General features: G+C 69.9%; 13 protein-coding genes and 1 pseudogene. 2 read left to right on the forward strand and 12 right to left on the reverse strand.

The genetic code is table 11. From position 1 onward, the window contains the following. Positions 1–146 precede the first annotated feature (146 nt). Positions 147–1,220 (reverse strand): Kelch repeat-containing protein, encoded by a 1,074-nt coding sequence (locus tag ACFWVE_RS18170; protein ID WP_384014881.1) that lies wholly within the window; start codon positions 1,218–1,220, stop codon positions 147–149. 132 nt (positions 1,221–1,352) lie between these two features. After that, positions 1,353–1,514: pseudogene (locus ACFWVE_RS18175) on the reverse strand (family 1 glycosylhydrolase); the annotation flags it as partial. A gap of 252 nt (positions 1,515–1,766) precedes the next feature. On the opposite strand from ACFWVE_RS18175, the gene ACFWVE_RS18180 reads away from it, so the two are divergent. Then, the gene (locus tag ACFWVE_RS18180; protein WP_384014884.1) at positions 1,767–3,191 is read left to right on the forward strand and encodes an MFS transporter; all 1,425 of its coding nucleotides are present in this window, start codon (positions 1,767–1,769) and stop codon (positions 3,189–3,191) included. A gap of 60 nt (positions 3,192–3,251) precedes the next feature. On the opposite strand, the gene ACFWVE_RS18185 is transcribed toward ACFWVE_RS18180, so the two are convergent. The 7 genes from ACFWVE_RS18185 to ACFWVE_RS18215 all read right to left on the reverse strand — a co-directional run bounded on the left by ACFWVE_RS18185 (position 3,252) and on the right by ACFWVE_RS18215 (position 16,712). Next, positions 3,252–3,488 carry a hypothetical protein gene (locus tag ACFWVE_RS18185; RefSeq protein ID WP_384014887.1) on the reverse strand — a complete coding sequence of 79 codons (237 nt, stop codon included), beginning with the start codon at positions 3,486–3,488 and terminating at the stop codon, positions 3,252–3,254. A gap of 65 nt (positions 3,489–3,553) precedes the next feature. Beyond that, a complete protein-coding gene (locus ACFWVE_RS18190) occupies positions 3,554–5,314 on the reverse strand; it encodes an Hsp70 family protein (protein ID WP_384014890.1) in 1,761 nt (586 codons plus the stop codon). Continuing rightward, entirely contained in the window at positions 5,311–6,486 is a 1,176-nt protein-coding gene (locus ACFWVE_RS18195; RefSeq protein WP_384014894.1) for a hypothetical protein, read from the reverse strand. The genes ACFWVE_RS18190 and ACFWVE_RS18195 overlap by 4 nt, the downstream gene beginning before the upstream one ends. After that, positions 6,483–8,219 carry a hypothetical protein gene (locus tag ACFWVE_RS18200; protein WP_384014897.1) on the reverse strand — a complete coding sequence of 579 codons (1,737 nt, stop codon included), beginning with the start codon at positions 8,217–8,219 and terminating at the stop codon, positions 6,483–6,485. Before ACFWVE_RS18200 ends, ACFWVE_RS18195 begins: the two co-directional genes overlap by 4 nt. Then, on the reverse strand, positions 8,219–13,684 hold the full coding sequence (locus ACFWVE_RS18205) for a DEAD/DEAH box helicase (protein WP_384014900.1): 5,466 nt from the start codon (positions 13,682–13,684) through the stop codon (positions 8,219–8,221). Before ACFWVE_RS18205 ends, ACFWVE_RS18200 begins: the two co-directional genes overlap by 1 nt. After that, positions 13,681–14,673 (reverse strand): hypothetical protein, encoded by a 993-nt coding sequence (locus ACFWVE_RS18210; protein WP_384014902.1) that lies wholly within the window; start codon positions 14,671–14,673, stop codon positions 13,681–13,683. Before ACFWVE_RS18210 ends, ACFWVE_RS18205 begins: the two co-directional genes overlap by 4 nt. Continuing rightward, positions 14,670–16,712 carry a hypothetical protein gene (locus ACFWVE_RS18215; RefSeq protein ID WP_384014905.1) on the reverse strand — a complete coding sequence of 681 codons (2,043 nt, stop codon included), beginning with the start codon at positions 16,710–16,712 and terminating at the stop codon, positions 14,670–14,672. Before ACFWVE_RS18215 ends, ACFWVE_RS18210 begins: the two co-directional genes overlap by 4 nt. Before the next feature lie 228 nt (positions 16,713–16,940). Here ACFWVE_RS18215 and ACFWVE_RS18220 point away from each other — a divergent pair, with 228 nt between their 5' ends. After that, entirely contained in the window at positions 16,941–17,084 is a 144-nt protein-coding gene (locus ACFWVE_RS18220; RefSeq protein WP_384014908.1) for a hypothetical protein, read from the forward strand. 158 nt (positions 17,085–17,242) lie between these two features. On the opposite strand, the gene ACFWVE_RS18225 is transcribed toward ACFWVE_RS18220, so the two are convergent. The 3 genes from ACFWVE_RS18225 to ACFWVE_RS18235 form a co-directional block, all read right to left on the reverse strand. Further along, on the reverse strand, positions 17,243–18,316 hold the full coding sequence (locus tag ACFWVE_RS18225) for a DUF3644 domain-containing protein (protein ID WP_384014911.1): 1,074 nt from the start codon (positions 18,314–18,316) through the stop codon (positions 17,243–17,245). Positions 18,317–18,495: 179 nt separating this feature from the next. Then, the gene (locus ACFWVE_RS18230; protein ID WP_384014914.1) at positions 18,496–20,127 is read right to left on the reverse strand and encodes an RNase H family protein; all 1,632 of its coding nucleotides are present in this window, start codon (positions 20,125–20,127) and stop codon (positions 18,496–18,498) included. A gap of 163 nt (positions 20,128–20,290) precedes the next feature. After that, positions 20,291–21,523 carry a DNA sulfur modification protein DndB gene (locus ACFWVE_RS18235; RefSeq protein ID WP_384014917.1) on the reverse strand — a complete coding sequence of 411 codons (1,233 nt, stop codon included), beginning with the start codon at positions 21,521–21,523 and terminating at the stop codon, positions 20,291–20,293. Between the last annotated feature and the right edge of the window lie 619 nt (positions 21,524–22,142).

The following is a 22,142-nucleotide window of genomic DNA, read 5'->3' on the forward strand; positions in this document are numbered from 1 at the left end:
GGGGGGGCCGCGGGGGGGCCCTGTGGGGCCGTCGGCGCCCGGCGGGGGGGGGGGGGGGGGGGCGGTACGGGCCCGCCGGCGGGGGGCCCCCCCGCGGCGTGCCGCCCCCCCCCCCGCACGGCTCCCTCCGGGGTGTCGACAAAGGCTCATCGGTGGGCGGGACGGTAGGCGTCGTTGACGTCCACCGGGGCGGCGCCGCCCCGGACACCGCCACCGGGGATGTGGACGGTGCCGCGTACGGCGACGGCGGCCGTGCCGTGGCGCGGTACCGGCATGGGAGCCAGGCGTTGCCAGCTGTCGCGCACGGTGTCGTACGCCTCGGTCTCGTCGAAGACCGTGTTCGGGTCGGTGCCGTCGTGCCGGCCCTCGCCCCCGAAGGTGTAGATCCTCGTCCCCACGGCCGCGGCGGCGATGCCGCCGCGGGCGGTGGGCATCGGCGCCCGCTCGGTCCAGCGGCGGGTGCGCAGGTGCAGTGCGTAGACGGTGTCCCGCACGTTCACCTGCCCCCGGTCCCGGCCCCCGAGCACGTAGAAGGTGCCACCGACGACGGCCCCGCCCACGTGGTCCCGGGCCTGCGGCAGGCTCGGCAGGGTCTCCCAGCGCCGCGTGATCACGTCGTACGCCGACACGGTGTCCACGGTGTCCTGGAGGCCGCCCGCGCCCGGCACGAGGACGCGCATACCGCCGGCGAGAAGGACCGTCGTCCCGTGCACCCCGATCGCGGCGCTGCCCCGTGCCACACCCGCGGGCAGGGGCGGGAGCCGTCGCCAGCGGTCGGCACGCGGAGAGTAGACGAAGCAGTCGCGGAGGGCCTGCCATTCGGCCCCGCCGGACAGCCCGCCGAGAACGTAGATCCTGTCTCCGACCTCCGCCACATTGGGGTGGTTCATCGCGACGGGGAGCGGAGCCGCGTCCGACCAGGTGTCGCGCCGGGTGTTGTAGACCTCTACCCGTCCGGTGGTGGTGACGCCGCCGGACGGGCCGTCCCCGGGGAGGATGCCGCCGATGACGTACACGTCGTCGCCGACGGCGGCGACGCTGTGCTCCTGCCGGGGGCCGCCGGCGATCGGTGCGCGCCGCTGCCATCCCCCGCGGTAGGGCCCTTGCGGTGTCGCGGGCGCCCCTCCAGGGGATGTCGGGTGGCCGGGATGCGCGTGGGCCTCGGCGGCCGGGGTCACCGCCAGGGCGGCACCGAGGAGCAGAGCTGTCCGCCGCTTCATGAGGAACTCCTTGTGACGTCGCCTGATGTCCACCCGGGGCAGGTGGCTTCGCCGTCGAGTGTTCCTGTCCGCGGAAGGGGCAACCAGGGGATGCGATCCCTGGTGTCGCGAGCACCGGGCTCGGCCGATCGGGCCCTCGAGGTGACCGATCCAGGCCGAGCACAGGGGCTCGTTGAGCGGGCACAGGGGCTCGTCGAGGGTCGCCCAGTGGTGCACGCGGTCGCCGAGGCGTTCGGCGACGACGGAGGCGTACGCGGCGAAGTGCTCGGCGGTGTCGCGTTCCGGCCGGCCCCCCGACGGGACGGGGAACGGGGAGCGACAGCGGCGGCGCGATGACGCGCGGCCGGTCTCCCTTCACTGGTCATGGATGCGCGGCCCGGGGGCGGGCGGCGCCTGCCCGCTGAGTGCAGGGAGGACGGAGGGGGTGGAGCCACGTATTCTCCACGGGCGCCGACGACTATGATGTCTCACATCCCGACACGGCATTCCTGAGAAGTGAGATGCCTGAGAGCCTTGGGCAACCGTTCTCCGTGGAAAGACCGTGAAATGCCCGCACCAGCCACCACCACAGCCCAGGCACCCGCCAACTCGCGGTCCCGTGTCCTCGTCGCGAGCCTCATCGGCACGACGATCGAGTTCTACGACTTCTACATCTACGCGACCGCCGCGGTCCTGGTCTTCCCCTCGCTCTTCTTCCCGGACAGCGACCCGACCACGGCGCTGCTGTCGTCGTTCGCGGTGTTCGGTGCCGCGATGGTCGCCCGCCCGATCGGCGCGATCGTCTTCGGGCACCTCGGCGACCGGCTCGGCCGCAAGGGCACGCTGGTGGCCTCGCTCCTCACCATGGGCATCGCCACTTTCCTCATCGGCATACTGCCCACCTACGAGCAGGCCGGCTGGATCGCCACCGCGCTGCTGGTGGTGATGCGGCTCGCCCAGGGCTTCGCGCTCGGCGGTGAGTGGAGCGGCGCCGCCCTGGTCGCCACGGAGAACGCCCCGAGGAACAAGCGCGCCCTCTACGGCACGTTCCCGCAGCTGGGCGCCCCGCTCGGCTTCATCATCGGCAACGGCCTCTTCCTGGTCATCGGCGCCCTCCTGCCGTCCAGCGCCGGCGCCGACCCCTCGCAGCCCTCCGAGGCCTTCCTGACCTGGGGCTGGCGCATTCCGTTCCTGTTCTCGGCGGTGATGGTCGCGATCGGCCTGTGGGTGCGGATGCGCCTGGTCGAGGCGCCGGTCTTCTCCAGGACCCGTGAGGCGGGGCTGGTGCGGAAGCTGCCGCTGGCCACCGTCTTCCGCAGCCACGGGAAGCAGTTGGTCCTCGGCACCTTCTTCATGCTGGCGACGTACGTGCTCTTCTACCTGATGACCACGTTCTCGCTGAGCTACGGCCGTACCGCCGAGGACGCCGCCGTGCCGGGCCTGGGGTACAGCTACACCACCTTCGTCCTGATGATGATCTTCGGGGTGCTGTTCTTCGCCGTGTTCACCCTGGTCTCCGGCCCGCTCGCCGACAAGTACGGCCGCCGCTCCACCCTGATCTGGGTCACCTCCGCGATCCTGGTCTTCGGGCTGGTGTGGGTGCCGCTGATCGGCATGGGCACGCTCGGCGTGGTGCTGTGGCTGGTGCTCGGGTTCACGCTGATGGGCATGACCTTCGGCCCGATGGGCGCGCTCCTGCCCGAGCTCTTCCCGACGAGCGTGCGCTACACCGGCTCGGGCATCTCGTACAACGTCAGCTCGATCCTCGGCGCGGCCGTCGCCCCGTTCATAGCGGTGGCCCTGTGGGAGGCGGGTGACGGCTCGCCGTGGCTGGTCGGTGTCTACCTCTCCTCTATGGCGCTGCTGACCCTGGTCGCGCTGATCGTCGGCAAGGAGACCAAGGACGTCGCCCTCGACGAGGGCGAGGCCCCCGCCGGCGCCGGCACCGCCGCCGACCGGGACGGGTCCCCCGCCTCCACCATGGCCCCCTGAGCCTTACGCGTCCCACCGTGTCCCCCTCCCCCGCATGGGGAGGGGGACACGGTGCTGTCTTCACGGCTGCTCCGTGACCACGGCGAAAGGGCCGTCGAGGGCGACTCCTGCTTCGCATCGTGGGAGCGGGTGGCCGAAGATCGGGCGGCCGCGAGCGAGGGGCGTCCGGGGCTCCACGTCCTCCACTTGCGGGAGCACCTCACTCGCGAGGGGTTCGAGGTGGTCGAGGAGTTCGAGGTCAGTGAAGTCGGTGAAGTCGGTGAAGCCGTTCGGGAAGGACCCAGCGGCTGCCGACACCTGCCGCAGCAGTGGAGCGAGCTACTGGCGCACCCGGAAATCACCCAACAGAGTCCAGAGGTTGGTCAAAGTCCCCTCGTCACCACGTCCTGGGGCTCGCCGTTGACCGTCACGGCCGGATCGGCCTCCACCACGCGCACGGACATGTCGACCGGTGCGAGGCGGGCGTTGGCCGTTTCGGCTGCCGAGAGGTGCCGGACGTTGGAGGAGCCGTCGGCGAACGGGCGGACGGTGTGGGCCAAAAGACGGGTCAGCTCATCGTCGAGGCCGTGCTGCAGTGGGGTGCCGTCGGGGCCGAAGGAATCGATCTCGCGCTCGGCAAGCACCACGCCGGTTTCCACGTGGGTGGCGGTGAAGCGCAGGATGCCGCTCTCGTTGTAGCGGAACTTGATCTCGATCTTGTTCCGGCGGATGTCCTGTTCGCGGGTCGGAAGGCCCACCTCGATGTTGGCCAGGGCGAAGGCACGGTCGCTGTCGGCCGGGTAGCCGGCCTCGCCCTCGATCACCGGCACGCGCACGAAGGAAGCGCCCGGGGTGTCCGGGTAGAAGGTGGCCGAACCTTCTGCGGGGAGCGTGGCGTTACGTCGGATGATGGCGCGGAAGCCCTTCTGTTCGCCCGCGCTCACGGCCGTTCCCAGGTCGTAGCTGGTCACTAGGGAGAAGTCGCTGTCGTCGCCGAGTTCGCCGTCGAGAGAGGCCGCATAGATGGCCGCGCCTCGAGCGACGGCGGTCATGGGCCGGCACAGGCCGCTGTCGACGATGCGGTCGTGGCCGAGGAGTTCGCCCAGGGCGTGACGCACCTGGGGGATCTGTGAGGTGCCGCCGATCATCAGGACGGAATCGATGCCGTCCGGGGTGATGGCCAGGTCTTCCAGGGCTTGCTGGACCGCCTCCAGAGCGCGGGTGATGAGCGGGGTGATCGCCTCGGTGTACTCGGCCGCGGTGATCCTGACCTCACGCTTCGAGATCGAGGGGGCGAGGCCGACCGGGAGGTCGAAGAAGAGCGCGCCGTCCGTCGGCACGGAGGACAGGGCGATCTTCGTCAGCTCGACCGACCGGCGCCACCGGCGTCGTTCGGCCTTGGTGAGCTGGTCCGCGGTCAGGCCGATCTTCTGCTGGATCAGCTGGGCCAGCGCGTTGTCGAACTCCAGGCCTCCGAGGGCGGTGATACCGCGGGAGGTCTGCTCCTCGAAGAGGCCGTCGTCGTATCCCAGGACAGTGACGTCGATGGTGCCGCCGCCCCAGTCGAAGACGAGGAAACGGCCGGGGATCGGGATGCCGTGGACGTACGAGATCGCAGCTGCGGTGGGCTCGTTGAGCAGGGCCCGGACCTTCACTCCGCCGAGCACTGCCGCGGCACGGGTGCGGTAGCGGGCGCCGCCCGTCGCCTTGGCGGGGACGGTGACGACCGCGTCGGAGAGGTCGAGCAGCTGGGCGGAGACACCTTCCTTCATGCGGCTGAAGAGGGAGGCGGCCGCGACCGTGCTGTGGAACTTCTCCGAGCCGACCCAGGCGTGGTGTTCCTCGAGCTGGGCCGCGACCTCGAGGCCGCCGATGCCGCCGTCCTTCTCGGCACCCGAGCGAGTGCCGAGCATGCGCTTCACGGCGTCGAGTGGCTCGCTGGTGCCGGTCTTCGCCTCCCAGCCGAAGCAGAGGGTCCGCTGGAGGTCGCGGACGGACAGCACGGAGGGGAAGAGCTGCTCGAACTCCGGTTGACGCCACTGGGACGGCACGTTGTCACCGTCGATCGGCAGCACCTCGGTGGTGTGCCCGTTCCAGCGAGCAACAACCGAGTTACTCGTGCCGAAGTCAATGCCAAAACTCATCGCGTGTCTCTCTGCTTCATCTGCTTGCTGGCCGCAGCGCGCAACGACTGCTTATAACTCGTCTTCTTCTGTACACGACCACCTGTCGTCATATCCTGTGAACCAGTCGGAGACCAGGCACCGTCACGCGATTCCTCCTTGGGAACGCGCCGATCGCTGTTTCCCTCAGAGCGGGGAGACATAATGCGCCGCTCTGACTGCTCACCCCTAGATCGCTGCCGAGACAGATCCACTGATTTCCTCGCTGGAGAGCGATAACTCGCGCTGGCGGGTTCTGCAACCTGACCGTCTTCGACATTCCCGTTGCCGTCCGTACCTCGGTCACTTTTATCGATCTCCCTGACTAGCGCATCCCCAGGCTCCTGTTGAACGCCAGGCATCTGACCCCGATGAACCTTCTTCTTGTGCGGAGAATCACCAGGACCCCCACTGAGGTCCTTCTTCTGCTTTTTTCCCGTCTCCGCATGTGTGGCCCTGCGCTTCTGCCCCGGCTTCACCTTTTCCGTTGCAGGTACCGGCAACGGATCCTTAGGAACGGCCCTGAGCCATCCACGCTCAACAACCTTCCCAGATTCAATGTCGACATAAGCAGGTGCTGCGACTTCATATACAACCGACCCACAACTCATCACCCCTGGAGGATCTTCCACCACATTGAACCGTGAATGATCATCAGCCTTTCCGACAACCTCCAAGCCGGCCCGCGACAACTCATGATCGATCCGCGCCAATACGAGCCTCAGACTTTTGGACTCCAGAGTCTGACGATGAATAGCAGCCAACTGGGCCAAGTGCATCTGGCGGGTCCTCACCCCCTCCATCACACCGCTCCGTACAGAATCGGAAATTTGAGGAAGGACACGTCTCATCAACTCAGTCCGGATGGCATCAGCAGGATCACCCTCTGCCCCCTTGGCCTCAAGAAGGGCACCCAAAGTCTCAGCTACGCGTTCCAGTTCCTCTTCCACCACAGGCAGGAGTGCTTCGTTGATGGACTTGAGGATCGCCGGCGCATCCAGGGCTCCCACAGAAATCTTGGGGATGTCACTGGCAGCAAACTTCCAAGGTTGCATATCAGCCGCTTTGGGTTTGCCGTCGCCGGAGTATTGTTCCCGCCCTGCAAAAGATTCTCGCTTTTTCCGGGCTTCGCGCGCCCTGCGACTTTTAGTCATGATGTGCTGCTCTCTGGGTCTTCAAGGGCTGCGGTTTTTTCAGCAGCCGGGGAAAGGCGTTCTGTCGCCCTGGTGATTATTTCTCGGGCCGCCTCGGTGCGAGACCACGCGCGGTCGCTGTCCGTGGGCGGCTGGGTGAGCCTTTGCAGAGGCTCGGGCGGGAGTTCCAGCCGGTGGCTCGTGCCGGCGGGGTCCTCCCAGCGGTGCGGGGCGAGCGGGACGGCGAACCGGAGTACTTCCTGCTGCTCGCGCTCAGCCTTCTCGATCATGTCCTTGGCGCGGTTGATCCGGACGCGACCGCTGTCGTCGAGCTCCTTCCTCAGGGCGCGCCAGGCCTTTTTCCAGTCGTCCGCCCCGTCAAGTACGCCGAGCACCAGATAAGGGCTGAGCAGCTGGTCCCGTTCTCCGCGGGGCCGGTCCTCCAGGAAGCTCCGATTCTTCCGCAGCGCGGCCACGGCGCCTTCACCGAGCTGGTCCCGCGCCGGGGGGCGGCCTTCGGCGTCCTGCTCCAGGAGTGTGAGGGACTCCGTGGTCTCCTGGCCGGCACGCAGGTAGGCCTGGACGTTCTGGGCCTCCCAGCGCACCGGCTGCGAGTGGTGCCGGAGCCTCGCGGCCATGGTGAGCGCAGCCCTCCTCCGCTGTTCCGCCGTCTCGTCGTCCCCGCGGAGGAGGGCATGGTGCATCTGCCGCACTGCCCTGATCAAAGTCCGCACGCTGATCCAGCCGTTGAACCTCCTGTGGCTCGCGCTGCGCACACTGGAGTGGATCCGCTCCAGGAGAACCCACAGCCGCTCGTCGGCGACGAGGTCGTCCGGAACCTCTCCGGTCCGCCGCACCTCGCGCAGGGCGTCGAGGAGCTTCTGCGTCGGCGGCAGGAGGCCGGTCCACTCCTCGGCGATGGTTTTGGCATCGTTGGCCTGCAGCCTCACCAGTAGGCGCCAGTCCTGCGGCCAGTCACGGCCGGGTTCCGTTCCGGGGCCTGCCTCCCGGCGCTCCCGTTCCAGGGGCCAGGCCAACAGGTCCATCTCCTCGTCGGTGAGGGAGGCCGGGTCCAGGCGGGCGCGGAAGTAGGCGGCACGGGAGGTGCCGTCGCACTCGGGGAGCGCGCCGATCCACTCCTCGTCGATGTAGTCGTCGAGAAGCGGCCGGGGAAGCTTCGCCAGGAGCGCCCTCTGCCGAAGGGTCGGCAGGTTGGTCTCCATCAGGCGACGGTCGTCCTGGTAGATCTGCCACATGCTGCCCGGCTCCCCCAGGAGCGGCAGCGGCTTGTCCTCCAGCAGGGCGCGGGCGCAGTCGTCGAGTCGGTCGTTGAAGACGTCCAGCCCATGGTCCTGTGCCATGACAAGCAGGGAGACGCCCGTGACCGGGTCGTCCTGCCGGGACGCCGCATCGGCCGCGGCCCGGGCCAACTTCTGCGCGGAGAGCGTTCCGGTCTCCGCCTTCAGGACATCGGGCAACATGATTTCGGCGAAGGAGCGGGCGCGCTCCCAGTCCTCCCGGTCGACGAATCTTTCGGGGACCGGCTGGGGCATAACCGGCTCCGGCTGTTTCTGCGGCGGAACAACCGGAGCAGGGCCGCCGGGAGCTTCCGTGCCCCGCGGAGCTTTCCCGACGGTCCGGCCCTGGGCACGGGCCTGGAGGAGGCTGAGGCGACGGGCGATCTCGCGCTGCCGCAGCTCCTCCAGACGGGCCTGCTCGTCCTGGCCCGCTCCCAGCGGGGTTCCTGCCGTCATCAGAGTTCCTCCGCGAAGATGTGCACCTGCTCGATCACCGCGGCAGGGGTCCGGTCCAGGCTGTAGGAGTCGGCGAAGGCGATCCTGGTGGCGAGGCCTGCGGCACGGACCTCGTGACGCAGGGCCCGGATCCGTTCGTTTCCGCACTCCTCGTCGGCGGACTCCAGCGGATGCTTGACGGCGACCGCGACGGGCTCGCCGGTGAAGTCCGAGGTGAAGAGTGCCACCGGCCCGGCGGCGGTCTCCTTCAGGCTGACATTGAGCTCCTCGTCCGCCCAGCCCCTGAGCAGAACGGCGTGTTCCTCCGGGTCGATCCGCAGTTTCCGGCCGCGCAGGGCGTCGGTCAGGTCGCGGGCGAGCCGCCAGTCGTACAGCGGGTGGAGGCGCATGTTGGAGTAGTCGCGCAGGCAGGCGTAGCAGGAGCTGCGGCAGTTCCGCGCGTGATGGTCGGCCTCCAGGTCGTGCACGTACCGGTCGACCGCCTGGAGGAATTCCTCGATGTGTTCCTCCGAACCGAGATAGGTGCTGAAGCCCGCGCCGTTGTCGAGGCTGTCCGCCAGGTAGGCCATGACGGGAGCGGCCACGGGGGCGTCCGAGCCGTGGATGCCGCTGAGGAGTTCCTCCGGCTGCACGTCCAGGTGCGGGGCGGCGGCACGGCGCAGCAGGGCCGCCAGCGAGTACCAGGCGGCGCGCCGGCCGTGGTATGCCTCGGGGAAACCGTCGACCTGCCGGGACTTCGAGATGTCGAAGCGGAGGCCCCGGCTCGCGTCGAGGGCGTCCTTGGCCCCGATGAAGAGCATGTCGGTGTGCTGGGTGGCGCCGAGGGCGATCTCCAGGTCGGCTTCCGCCTTGGGGTGGTCCAGAGCGAGGTATCCGCGCCACGAGCCGGTGTTCTTGACGAACCGGAAGAGCTTTCCGGCGTTGGTGTTGACGATGTAGCGGTCGCCGCTACCGGTGTGGACGACCATCCAGTCGTCGGCGGCACGGTGGATGCGCGGGGCGGTCTTCTCCAGGTCGGTGGCGGTCCGTGCGCTGGTGGCGTTGGAGCCGAGCTCCCGGTAGCCGTCGTAGTCCCGTGCCTCGCGGGCGGCCCGGAAGCCTGCGGGCTCCCGGAAGGGGACGGCCCTGTAGTACTTGCTCTCCGCGCCGCAGGCGGGGCAGATGCCGGCGCTTCCGGTTTCCGGGTCGACAACGGCCTGCGGGTCCACGTGGGAGCAGATCCGGCACATGGCGACCAGTTGTTCCGGTCCGAACGGGTCCTCGGCGGCCTGCACTCCGCGACCGCTCGGGACGAGGGAGACCACTCCGCTGGAGCGGAGCAGGCGGCCGTCCTGCGGGGTTTCGCTGCCCGGTGCGAACTTGCTTAGGGCGACGGCCAGGTCGCGGTTGACGGAGTCGGCCGGCGGCCAGGGGAAGGTCTTCTGCGGGATGCTCCGGTAGAGGAGGCGGGAGCGGGTCGGGAAGCCGAACATGGGCAGGAGACCCGCCTCCGCCAGACGCTGGCTGAGGTCGGAGTGGCCGACCGTCCGGGCTGCCACCTCGTCGACCTGGCCGAGGAGTTCGTCGACGGCGGCCACCGGGTCGAGGGAGGCGACGCTCTCCGGTGTTCCGGCCCGGAGGGCGGCGGCAGCGGCTCTGACGCGGTCCGGGTGCTCGGCGATCCAGCGGCGGACGGCACCACGATGCGTCGGCCAGTCGGCGGCGAGGCCGAACTGTCCGTGGACGTTGCTCGTCATGTCCGGCCCCTTCCGGCGGTCCTTCGGCTGCAGGGGCTCGAAGGCCTGGCGCAGGACCTCTCCCAGCAGGACCCGCCGGAAGACGGAGACCATTCCGAGGACCAGGTAGGGCGGCGGAGTCGGATCGTTGGTGATGGCTTCCGGACGGGCGAAGTAGTGCTCGTCGTGACTGCGGCCGCGGCAGACGGTGAGGGCCACGGCGACCGGGCTGTTGCGTCGGCCCGCGCGCCCCACCCGCTGCTGGTAGTTGAAGCGGGTGGGCGGCATGTTGGCCATGATCACGGTGTTGAGGGGGCCGATGTCGACACCGGCCTCCATGGTCGTGGTCACAGAGAGCAGTTCCAGGCCGTCCGCCTGCGGGACGTCGTTGTCGCCGAGGAAGACGTCCTGGAAGAGGCTCTGCCGACGCTGGGCCTCCAGCCGGTCCGTCTGGCCGGTCAGCTCCGCGGTGCGCAGGGGGAAGTCGCCGGTGCGGTGGGCGGCCTTCCAGGCGTAGTAGTCGTCTTCGAGGACTCCGCTGTACTGCTGGGGCACGGCGGGCAACGGGGTCAGGCACTTGGTGCACAGCCCCGTGCCCGGGTGGAGGTGCGGCCGGTGGCAGGAGCTGCACGTCCAGGTCTTGTTCTCGCCGGGGCGGAGTGCCACCTTCTCCGGTTTGACGACGTAGTCGACCACGGCGTCCTTCCAGACGCCGAGCACTCGGTCCTCGATCGTCCGCACATCGGTGCCCTGGCGTTCGGCGATCTGCTTCCAGAAACGCTTCAGAGGCGCGGGCGGCCTCTGCAGAGAGCCGCGTATCCGGGTGAAGCGCCGCATCAGGCCGAGGATGCGCAGGCTGGCACGGGCGACGGCCTGATCGCTGTCCGGGCCGGTCTCCAGGGGCGAGCGGTCGTCGCGCAGGCAGAGCCAGCCGAGTCCGAGCGATTCGAAGTCACGGCCGCCGCCGGAGAAGAGGCTTCCGATGGTCTCGAGGCGGAGGCGGGAGCGAAGGCGGTTGAGCAGTTCCTCCTGTGCCTGGGTGTCCACCACCGCTTCCCGGTCCCGCTCCCAGTTGTAGAGCGCGGTCCAGGGCTGTCCGGCCGAGGTCTGCTGGAGCGAGGCCGCGGGGCCGGCGGGGTTGGTGCCGTACTTCAGCAGCATGCCTTCGAGGTCGGAGGCGAGGTCGTCCAGTGAGGGCAGTTCGGAGAACTTCCGCTCCAGGTCGGGCAGGAGTTCCGGTTCCGCGTCGAGGTCGTCGGCGAGGATCGCCTTCAGGCGCCCCCAGTCCGCCGGGTTGCGGTCCCGCAGCCGTTCCATGGCGGAACGGGCACCGGCACGGTCGACGGCTTCCCCGGTGTAGTGGGCCTTCACCAGCTGGAGGTCGCCGAACGGATCCCCCTGGCTCTCGACGGCCTGGGCGCTGAGCAGGCGGAGAAGGTCCTGGTAATGGCGGAGGGCAAGACCGCTGGCGAGTTCTGAGGCGTCGTCACGGCTGTCGGAGAAGGCGATCGCCTTGCGCCGGCCGTCGGGGAGGTGGCCGAGGGCTTCGGTCACCAGCACCTGGTTGATCTTGTAGAAACCGGTGCGCATCCGCCGGACCGGCGCGTTGCGCAGCCGGTCGGGGGATTCCAGCGGGACGAAACGGCCGTCCCTGTCGTACTTGATCTCCCAGTCGTCGCCGCAGGCGGGGCAGCGGGTGGGGAAGGCCTGGAGCCGGGCCGGGTCGTGGGCCGGCTTCTTGCCCTCCTTGTCCAGGGGCACGGAGATGTGGAACGACCATCCGGTGTGCCGGACGTCCCGGTTCTCCAGGCGGCCGGTGGCGGGCTGGTAGGCGCTGCGGCGGAACTCGAACTCGACCTGCGGCCCGCCGTCGGACAGGCCCGCGTGCCAGTCGGGGTCGTCGAGGCCGAGGCCCTTGGTCTGCGGCCAGTACACGACGTAGTTCGCCGCGGTGGGTGCGCCGCCGGCCTCGTCGGGGAGCAGGTCCATGTCCGGGAAGTCGGTGTGGAGGGCACCGGTGAACTTGCGCCGCCGGGTGTCCTTGGGGCTGGCGTACCCGCCCAGCATGAGGTCGCCGCAGGCCTGGCAGGAGAGGAGTTCCAGGACACGGGCGCCGCAGGTGCAGCGGGAGGTGGGCTCGGCGAAGAGCCGGCCGACCCGGCGTTCGGGGCCGTGCTCCACGGGGATGTCGGGGCAGTCCGGGTCGGAGCAGGTCCAGACGCCCTCGATGTTCCGGAAGAAGAAGTGGGCGCGGAGCTGGGGAAGTTCGTGGTCCTGGGCGGAGCCCAGTGTGCGCAGAACGCCGTGGAGAGCGCCCTGGCGCTGTTCCTCGGGGACGCCAGGGAAGAGGTTCTTCGCCAGTTCGGGTGCGGGCAGGGCACGAGGCTTGCCGCCGGGAGTGAGTGCGCGCTGGAGCGCCGGGCCGAGGCCGGTCGCCCGGGCCAGGGCGACGGCTTCGTCCTGAGTGAGGGGGTCCGTCGCGGCCTGCCCGAGGAGTTCGGCGTGGGCGGCCAGGTCGCCCCCGCCGCGGATCTCCTTCACCTTTCCGGGGATGATCACGCGCCGGGAGCCGGGCAGGGCGAAGAACCCGTCGAGAAACTCGTCGTCCCGGCCGGCCTCCAGGGAGGCGGAGGCGGCGAGCACACGCAGCTTCTCTGGGTTCTTGTCGAGGCCGAGGCGGTGGCGGAGGTTGCGCAGCAGGTAGGCCACCTCGGTGCCGGCCGTGCCGCGGTACATGTGGAGTTCGTCGAGGATCAGGGTGAGGCGGGCGCCAGGGGTCTCCTCCAGCCACTTCCTGGTGGCGGTGAAGATGTGCTCCTCCTGCTTGCGGAGCAGCATGATGTTCAGCATCGAGTAGTTGGTGATCATGATGTCCGGCGGCGCGGCCTGCATGTCCCAGCGGACGTGCATCTCCGCTCCGCCGAGGCGCGGGATGAAGGGCCGCAGCTCCTCGTCGAGCTTCTCGTCGGCCTTGCGCTGCCGTTCCTGGACCTCCCGCAGGTACTGCCGGAGACGGAAGTTCGCCGGCTCGGAATCGCGGCTGCCGGAGACGGGGGTGGCTCCGGTGTAGCGGCCGAAGTAGAAGCGGTGTCCGTTGCGCTTGCGGTCCAGCCAGGCGTGGGCCTCTCGGCTGTCCAGCGACTTCCGGAGCCGGACCAGTTGGTCGTCGGCGAGGGCGTTCGTGGGGTAGAGGATCAGTACGCGCACGGCGGCGGGGTGCCCCTGCTCGCCCTGTCGGCTGGGCACGTGGTCGCCGTCTTGCTGCCACCATTCCCGCTGCACCGCACGGGTGCCCTGCCAGTGGGCGGACTCGGCGACCAGGTCGGCGAGGACCGGCAGCAGGAAGGACTCCGTCTTGCCGGAACCGGTGCCCGCGGTGACCACGAAGTCCTTGCCCTCGCAGGCGGCGACCAGGGCGTCGTGCTGATGCTGGTAGAGGCTGTTCACGCCGTCGGGGAGGGTGAAGCGGGCGAACTCGGCCGCGTCGGGGTGCGCCCCTGCTTCGGCGAAGGACTCCGCGATACCGACGCCCCGGGAGGCGTATTGCGGGCGCAGCTCGATCAGCGGGTCGCGCCAGGCCCCGTTGTCCCGGTCCAGGAGGTTGCGCCGTTCCTCCATGACGGAACGGTCGTCGACGCTGAACGGGGTGTCGTAGTAGCGGAAGAGCGCGCTGCGCAGGTCGTCGAACGTGCCCATGACGTCCTGAACGTCGGTGTTCGTCACCGCCGCTGTCTGCTGTTCGACGCTCACTTGGCCCTCCCGCCGGTGGCCGCCACCGGTCGCGGCATGATCTCCAGGTTCTGCCGCAGCGAGGCCGCGATCGCCTCGGCGATCGCCCTCGGCACGTTGTCGTACGCGCGGGTCTGCGTCTGCTTGCCCACCGAGGGCGGGAAGCCGCTGCACAGGACGGTCGCGCGCTCATGCAGGGCGGGCAGGGGCGCGTACCGGTCGACGAAGAGCCGGCCGATGCCGGCACGGCCCTTGCCGGACTCCGGCCGCCAGCGCATCGCGTCGGTGCGGTGGCGGGCGAGTTCCAGGTAGACGCCCGTCTCGCGTTCCACCGCGTGGAAGACGCCGTTGCGGCGGACGCGGGTCAAGCGTGCGTAGTCGGCTCCGCGCCACCGGTACAGGCCGTCCTCTTCGTCCCTTGCTACGGGGACGAACCGCTGAAGGCGCAGTTCGTACTTCTCCAGCGTGTCGGCGGTGCTCCCACCGGGCGGTGCGGACTCGGGGCCCACCACCGCCTGCGGAAGCAGCTCCGTCAACTGCAGGGCAGCGCAGGGGACATGGCGGACCCTGAGGAACTTCGCGGCTTCCTGCAGGGTCCACGGGTCCTCGTACTGGAACAGGAGGGTGTCGGGCAGCGGGGCCTCACCGGCCTCCGGTCGGTGAGGGACGGTGATCAGCTCCATCCACTCCTGTGCCGCCTCCTCGACACGCGTGCCGATCCGCGCGGTGCGCGCGCCGGTCAGCACCGCGAGGCCGTCGGCGTGGGGCAGCCGGGTCAGTACCGGCGGGGCCACCGACCAGCGGTCGGCGCGCAGGTCCACGTCGATGAAGCCGAGGGCGGCGGCCTTACGCATCCAGTCCCAGTCGGCGTACTCCTTCAGCTCCAGGCCCCATGCCTGGGCCTGGCCGCGGACACCGTCGCGCAGTGCGGACGTCTTGCCACTGCGGCTCTCGCTCAGCCAGCGCAGGAGGATCCCGCCGAACTCGGTGCTGCTCATCGGTCCCGTCATCGGTCCAGCTCCTTCGCTGCCTGCACGTACGCGGCCCACGTGGACTCGACGGACGCCTGCTGAGCGTTGAGGACGGCGCGGGCCCATGCCCGCGGGTTGCCGGTGCTCTTCGGCTTCGGTGTTCCGGGGTTCACCGGGCGGCCCTTCCAGCACCCGCTCCGGCGCTCCAGGAGCCAGCCGCCGATGCCGTGGAAGTCGGCCTCGAAACGAAGCGGGGCGGGGGTGTCGGGAAGACGTTCCGTCCACCAGTCCGGTTGCTCCGGGGCCTCCAACGTCCACAGCCGTCCGTCGGCCGCCGCGAACACCACCTCGTCCACGTCCCGACGGCACAACTCCATGACGGCTGCCGCGTTCTGGGGGGTGGCGCCCGTGCAGTCGGCGCCGGTGATGCCGGTCGGCAGGGTCTGTTCGACGAGGAGGGAAGGCGACTCCGAGGCCTTGCCGTCCACGACGGTGAAGCCGCAGACCTTGGTCGCCTTCGGTTCGACGACGGCCTGGTCCGCGGTGGCGAAGCCGATCTCCGCGCCCGCGTAACTCACCGTGTGGCGGCCCGGCTCCAGCCGGAGCACGGCCAGGGGGACGGGGCGGCCTGCGGCGATCGCCTTCCTGAGCTCGGGCCGCTCCTTTCCGTCGACCAGGAGGGTGCTCGTGCCCTCCGTGGCGTCCGGGAGGACCACCTGGGGCTCGCCTCCCCGCAGATACAGGTGGGGATCGAGCGAGGGCGCGAGCTTCAGCCCGCCCTCGAGGCGGAGCTTGAACTGGGCCGGGGGCTGCAGGAGGCCGACCGCGCCCTGCACCTCCTGGAGCGCCCGGCGCAGGGTGACCGCGTCGTCGAAGGTGACGGGCTTGTGCAGGGACCAGCCCTGCGGCACCCAGGCCAGCTTGCCGGTGTCGGCGCCCCGGCCCGTGGTCGCGGCCTTGTCCAGCAGCCGCTGCACGTCCCGCTGCGCGGTCGGGGCGGCGAGCACCACGTGCGCCTCTCCCGGGCGGAAGCCGTCGGTGCCGGCCCAGACACCGAGCACGTCGTCCCGTGCGAGCACCAGGACGGAGGAGGAGGGGCGGCTGAGCACCAGGTTGTCCCCGTCGCGGCGGATGCCCCTGGTGAGGGTGTCCGCGCTCGGGGCGGGCAGGCCCATCACCTCGTAGTAGGCGGTGTCGCCGAGCTGCTCGAGGACGACGCCGCCCCTGAGTTCGATGCGCTTCTTCTGCTCCGCGGACCGCAGGCGCGCCACCCAGCTGAGACGCCCCGCGTCCAGCCGCACCAGGAGTTCGGCCCGGGTGGCACCGGTGGGCACCAGCTCGTCCGAACCGTCCCAGGAAGCGGCGTAGTTGCCGATCAGCTTGGCGAGGAAGGGGCGGAACTCCTCTTCCTGCAGAGCGTTGCGGAAGCCCTTGGAGAAGTGCCGCTCCATGCCCCGGATCTCGATCTGGGCCAGCAGCGTCTCCCCCGGCAGCGGCCAAGTCGTGCCGTGTTCCCGCAGCGACCGGAAGAACTTCGGCAGGAAGGACCGGTCCGCGCCGCTGAGGAGCGCCTGGGACTGGGCGAATCCGATCATGCTGCGGTTGGAGGGCAGGTCGGCGGGGGCGGGGAGGGTGCAGAGGCCCCGCGCGCCCTTCTGGCTGTGCTGCCAGGAGGCCAGCACCTGCCACATGCGAGAGACGGGCTCGTAGTGGTGGCTGCCCAGTTGCTTCTCGGCTCCGGTCAGCAGCTCGGAGAAGCGGGCGTGGTAGGCGGTGGCCCGGTGGTTCCGGTCGTTCACCATCCGGGACGCGGCCATCACCGAGCAGGCCAGCAGCGGCAGGAAGGCGGGCACGCCGTCCTTGTCCTGCTGCCGCCTGCGCCAACGGTAGTCCTCCAGCGCGCTGTACGGTTCCGCGGTCCCCAACCGCAGGAACCTGCCCACGCACTGGGCGAGGGGCTCCTCCAGGCCGTATCCGTGCCTGAGCTCCTGCTCCACGTCATCGTCGACGTAGAACAGCGTCGGGTGGCCGGCGTGCTGCCGTCCGAAGAACTCCTCGGCCAGCACTTCCTGCCACACCCGGTAAGAATGATCCACTCTGTCCCCAAAAGAGAGTTTCCAATGCCCTGTTCATGAAATTCCCCGGCATGGAACGGTCTTCCACGTCGCCCTCAACCCGTCACTGGCAACGGGCTACTGCCGCACGCCCTTTCAGGCGCAGCCCTCGACTGCCGCTGCCCGGCGTAACCCAACGGCACGCAACACGCAAAGACTTCCCACTTACCCCCACCGTTTCCACGAGCTTTCATGGCGGTGCTCGCACCACCACCAGGAAGCCATGGCCAGAGCTTCACCAAGGGCAATACGCCCGCAGCAATCGCAGCCCCCACCGCGATCACCCAGGAACACCAATTGATTTACCCTGGAACAAAAGGCTACCTGTACAAGTGATGCGAGCGAGACAGGGGCCGTCCATTGGGCTGCTGTCGGGTGGTGCGCCCTGGGCGCGCGCGTCAAACCACTGCGACACTTGTCGCCCGCACCCCCGTCAGCTGTCTCCCCGGCGTTCACTGCCCCACCCTCCCGACCTCCTCGGCAGGCGACGCCCTCTACGCCGCCTCCTTCGACGCGGCGGCCCCCGCCTTCATCCGCGGCTCCCTGCCGAAGAACGCGCGGTACTTTTCGACCGTCCCGATCTCCTTGAGGATCTTCTTTATCCATGCCTGGGTGTAGACGTATTGATCGAAGGCTTCGTTGTACGAGCAGTATCCGGCGACGGTGGCATAAGGGTTGTCGGAACCCTTGACCGGACGGGCCCTCAGCCGCTTCCACATCTCCACGTGTTCTCTGGAGGCGCTGAACCGGAACGGCAGTTGCTCCTCGACGCGGGCAGCGACCTGCGCCGGGCGCATCCTGTTCAGGTCCGCCACTTCGACATGGCGGTCCCTGGTGATGACGGAACCATCCCGCCCGGCCTCGACCATGGTGCGTCGCTCGTCCTCGCTCAGGTCGTCGAGTTTGACGAAGTTGACCGCCAAGTCGGCATCCGTCTTGGAGCCGGTGATGGGCACCAGCCGTACGCGGTAGTCGTACCTGGGGTCGTCGAGGACGGACGGATCGATGCCCGCCTCGTACCTGGCCACCAGGTCACGGGTCTTCCTGGGCAGCTTTCTGGCGGCCTTCCGCATCTCCTCGTATCCGTCCGCGGTCAGCGCCTGAACGGAGAGCGGGAAGCGGAGCCGGTCGGCGAGACTGTAGCCGGCGCCGAAGTGACCGGCCATCTCCTGCTCGTAGTTGATGACGTAGGCCTGCGCCCTGCCGCCCGTGACGATCCTCAGGTTGTGCTCGTAGCGGTGTTCCACCTTGTTGCGCAGGGCGACGAAGAGCTCCGCGTTGAGACGCACCGTGTCGCCGCTGTCGGGAAAGCGCTCCTTCAGACACTTCTCGAGGTCCCAGGCCTTGGGTTCGCCGTCGATCATCCGGTGGCGGCCGGTCTTGGTGTCCCGGTAGTGGTAGTCGATCTTGGACTTGTGGAATTCCGCATGGAGCAGGTAGTGCCAGGCCTTGTGCATGTGAGTGAGGAAGTCGCTGTACTCGCCGCTGGAGCAGTTCCATTCGTCGAGCGCCTTGAGGGCGTGACGCTGGGACTCCATGAGGATGTGGTGCCACCGGGGATGGGCCATGAAGAGCATCGCTCACTTTCGTCCGGGGACGGGGAGATCGGTTCTCGGGGTGGGAGGGCTGTCCGCAGACGGCGTGACGTGGGATGGCCCCGCGTCCCCCGCGGCTGTCCGTGTCGATGTGCGGGTACGAGGACGAAGGAGGCAGTGAAGCTCGGTAACTGCCGCCCCGCATCAAGAACTCAGGCAGCGACCGGGAGGGGGCCGGCCCCGGAGCCGAGCGAGCGAAGGATCCGCGTCTCCTCCTTCCGGGCGGCGGAGGGAGGGATGCGGCCTGTGGCGCGGCGGAGGGCGAGGCGGGCGAAGGCGTCGGCGGTTTCGTTGAGGTCGTGTCCGATGTGGCCCTTCAGCCAGCGGACCTGGACGCGGTGGTGGTGGCGCACCAGGCGGTCCATCAGCTGTCGGCTCTCCGGGAAGAGGAGGGTGCGGTGGGCGGCTGTCGGGTCGGCGGAGCGCAGGGCCGCGTCGACCGCGTCGACCGCCTCGGTGCTGTCGCACAGGAGGACCACGGGTGCGTCCTCGTGGTGCTCGAGAAGACTGAGGGCGGCAACGCAGATACCGATGACTTCGGCTTCACCACTGCCCGAGGCCAGGGAGTCGCCGTGTCCGGTGGTCCCGTCCTCCGCGGCCCAGCCGTAGCCGCACCGTGCGGACTCGTCCCCGACGGCGGCGTCGGCGACGGCCACGACGGCGGTGTCGGGAAGGTCGGCGAGCAGGGCGTAGCGGTCCACGTCGGCCGGGAGCGTTGCCGTCGGATGGTCGCTGTCGCCCTCCTCACCCGTGCCGGCGGGAGGGGCGTCGGCGAGGACGGCGGCGAGAGCGCGGTGGCAGTGCGGGCAGCCGTCGGCCCGCTCGGGGCAGTGTGCCCGGTGCCTCGCGGTCAGCTCGCGCACGCCGTGCCACACCTCGGGCTCGGCGTCGGCGAAGCGCGTCAGGGCCGCGGTGCGGCACTGCGCGACGAGCTCCGCGAGGGGCCCCGTGGTCACGCAGGCCCGCATCCGGTCGTGGAGTTCCGTCACCCGGAGCAGGGCTTCGCGTGAGCGGGCGGCGAGAACCGCGGTGTCCTGGTAGGCGTCGTCCAGGGCGTCGAGTCGGGTGCGCCGTGCGGGGAGAGGGCAGGCGAGTGCGTCCCGTTCGGCCCGGCCGATCGCGTAACGGCCCCAGGCCAGCGCGGCGCGGGCGTGGCGGCTCCACCGTTCGGCCACCGCGTCGTGCGGGAGGTGCGGGTTCTCCTCCTCCCGGGCGTCGCGCAGGAGGGCCCGGACGAAGGCGTCGTCGTCGCAGTCCCGCAGTTCGCGCACCGGTGCCGGCGGTTCACCGCCTGCCGTTTGCCGGTCCCAGGCCCACCGGGCGAGGTCGCTCTCCGGCGCCTGCGGCGTGCCGTCGGGCAGTCCCCTGTGTCGGAGTTCCTGCCGCAGGGCCTCGGCGAAGGCCGCCGGGGACGTCGTGCGCGCCACCCTCAGCTCCAGCGTGTCCACCGGCCGGGAGCGGCCGGCGGGGCGGCGGGCGCGCTGCTCCTTGTACCGGGCCTCCGCCTGCGACCGGGCCCGTCGCACCCTGCGCGCGTGTGTGCGCAGCCGTCGCAGCCGCTCGGGGAGCTGAGCCGAGAGTTCCGCGCGTCGGACGGCGCCGCGGGCGAGGACGTCGGCGTGGGCGAGAACGACGGTGATGGGACCGGTGAGTGAGGCGTGTTCCAGGGCCGCGGCGGCCTCCGGAGCACAGATCCCGTTCATGTGGGCGAGGACAGCCTCCTGCAGGGCGGTGAAGTCGTCGGAGAAGCGACGGATCAGCTCGGTGTGTTCGGTGATCGTCACGATGGCCTTCCAGGTCGCGGGTGGTGGTGAGCGGGCCGCGCGGGGTGTGCGGTCAGTGCGTGGGTGCGGGAGCCGTGGGCGGTGCCCCACGGGTGGGCCCCGTCCGGAGGGGCGGGTCGGCCGAGCGGCTCCCGGCGTCGGGGAATCCGCACCGCGGGTCTGTTCAGCTCCGCATCCCCCGGATCTTCCGGCCCGGCTCGCTGCGCGGGTCGAGGAGCGCGTCCGCGACGCGGCCGGCGGAGTCCTTCACGCCGCCGCTGAAGTTGAGCCGGCCGGTGGAGCCGACGCTGGCGCAGACGCCGTCCCAGTAGGCGGGTTCGCGCTCCCAGCGGACGTCGGCGAGCAGGTGCTCGACCGTCTCGTAGCTCATGGCCTTGCCGGGGTCGCACCAGGGGGTGGCGCGGTGCAGCAGGACGCCGAGGCCCGCCATCACGGCCGGGGCGGTGATGGCGCTGCGCCGGGCGAAGTCCGGGAAGCGGTCCCCGATCAGCCGGGACACCAGACGGACGAGGACCGCCTCCACCTCGTCGGCGTCGGTGTGGGACGGCAGGTCGCCCTCGTGGACGTTGGCCGCCGAGTACTGCACGCCCTTGCCGCCGAAGACGGTGGTGACGATCAGCGCCCGCAGCGCGGACAGCGTCACGACCTCCTTGTCGGTCCTGGTGAGCTGCCGCTTGCCGGCGTTGACCAGCTTGCCGAACGGCATCCGCTGCCCGTCCGACTCGACCTCGAGCTTCTCGCCGACGGTGTAGGAGAGGCGGGTGGCGAGGTCGCGCTGGTCCATCGACATGGCCAGGTTCTTGGCGACGTCGACGCCCTTGACGTTGCGGTCGTAGAAGATCTGCCGCGCGTCCGCCGGGGAGATTCCCAGGTAGAGCTCGAAGGGGATACGGACCCGCCGGCCGAGCTCGGTGTAGGTGAGGCCGAAGGACTCCGGGTCCCGGTAGATGTCGTGCCAGGCGGTGGTCTGGGTCTCGCCGTCGATGGCGATCACCATGGCGTCCGGGGCGACGGTCAGCGTCCGCAGGCCCGAGTCGGGGACCAGTTCGTCGCTCATCGCGGCGATCTCGCCGGCGTGCCAGAGCGTGATGGGGGGCGTGGACCAGGCGGAGCCGTGCTTGCCGAGGATGCCGGCGGCGATGTACTCGGCGTAGTCCGGGATGTTCTTGCCCTTCTGGGACTTCAGCGTCCGCTGCACGGTCGCGCGCAGCTCGGCGCGGCGCCGGTCGTGCCCGGAGGCGGCCTTGAGGGCGCGCGGGTCCTCCTCCTGGCGCGGTGACGGCACGAGGCGTACCAGCGTCGCGAGGGACAGGGCGCCGATGACCGCGTCCTCGCGGACCGGCATGACGGTGAGCGGGATTCCTTCCGGAGTGCCGCTCGGCATGGTCAGACGCATGGGTTCCCCCCTGGGTGGTGGTCGATCGGCCGTCGCCCGGCCCCGAAGCGCCGCACACCCCCGGCATCCCGCCGAGAGGAAGGCGGGCGCAGGACGAAGAGCTGGGCGCTCAAGGACAGGGCTGTGGCAGGGAAAGCGACGCTTCACGCCGTAGAGTGCCGCTCACCGACGGAAGCAACTACATGTAAACATGACCGTGAAAGCATTGTCCAACAGCTTGTGGGAGTTGACGCGTGCTGTAGCGTGTGACCACGCCGACCATCGGAGCCAGGACTCATCCATGCCGCAGCCACCCGCGCCATCCGCCCAGGTGACAGCCGCCGAGATCTCCCGCATCGCGGGCGTCACGCGCGCCACCGTCAGCAACCGGCGACGCCGGCACGACGACTTCCCCGCGGGATGCGTCTGTACGGCCGACGGCGGGCGACAGGAGCCGAACGCTCACGGGAGGAACGCGGAGAACCGCTCGATGAGCGGCGGCCGCGCGAGGGCGGCGAAGCACGCGCACTCCGCGTGGACCTCACACGGGAGACGACGGACGTCCTGACCGCGGCCGACCCGCACCCGGCCGGAACCCTCCGCATGTTCTTCGCCCACAGAGCCCACAGAGCCCACAGAG

It is taken from the genome of Streptomyces sp. NPDC058632, from assembly GCF_042717095.1.
Taxonomy (GTDB): domain Bacteria; phylum Actinomycetota; class Actinomycetes; order Streptomycetales; family Streptomycetaceae; genus Streptomyces.

What these genes read in the sequence shown, in the direction of transcription:
- ACFWVE_RS18170 (WP_384014881.1), bottom strand. Translation starts at nt 1,220, where the DNA reads ATGAAGCGGCGGACAGCTCTGCTCCTCGGTGCCGCCCTGGCGGTGACC.
- ACFWVE_RS18180 (WP_384014884.1), top strand. Translation starts at nt 1,767, where the DNA reads ATGCCCGCACCAGCCACCACCACAGCCCAGGCACCCGCCAACTCGCGG.
- ACFWVE_RS18190 (WP_384014890.1), bottom strand. Translation starts at nt 5,314, where the DNA reads ATGAGTTTTGGCATTGACTTCGGCACGAGTAACTCGGTTGTTGCTCGC.
- ACFWVE_RS18195 (WP_384014894.1), bottom strand. Translation starts at nt 6,486, where the DNA reads ATGACTAAAAGTCGCAGGGCGCGCGAAGCCCGGAAAAAGCGAGAATCT.
- ACFWVE_RS18200 (WP_384014897.1), bottom strand. Translation starts at nt 8,219, where the DNA reads ATGACGGCAGGAACCCCGCTGGGAGCGGGCCAGGACGAGCAGGCCCGT.
- ACFWVE_RS18210 (WP_384014902.1), bottom strand. Translation starts at nt 14,673, where the DNA reads ATGACGGGACCGATGAGCAGCACCGAGTTCGGCGGGATCCTCCTGCGC.
- ACFWVE_RS18220 (WP_384014908.1), top strand. Translation starts at nt 16,941, where the DNA reads ATGGCGGTGCTCGCACCACCACCAGGAAGCCATGGCCAGAGCTTCACC.
- ACFWVE_RS18225 (WP_384014911.1), bottom strand. Translation starts at nt 18,316, where the DNA reads ATGGCCCATCCCCGGTGGCACCACATCCTCATGGAGTCCCAGCGTCAC.
- ACFWVE_RS18235 (WP_384014917.1), bottom strand. Translation starts at nt 21,523, where the DNA reads ATGCGTCTGACCATGCCGAGCGGCACTCCGGAAGGAATCCCGCTCACC.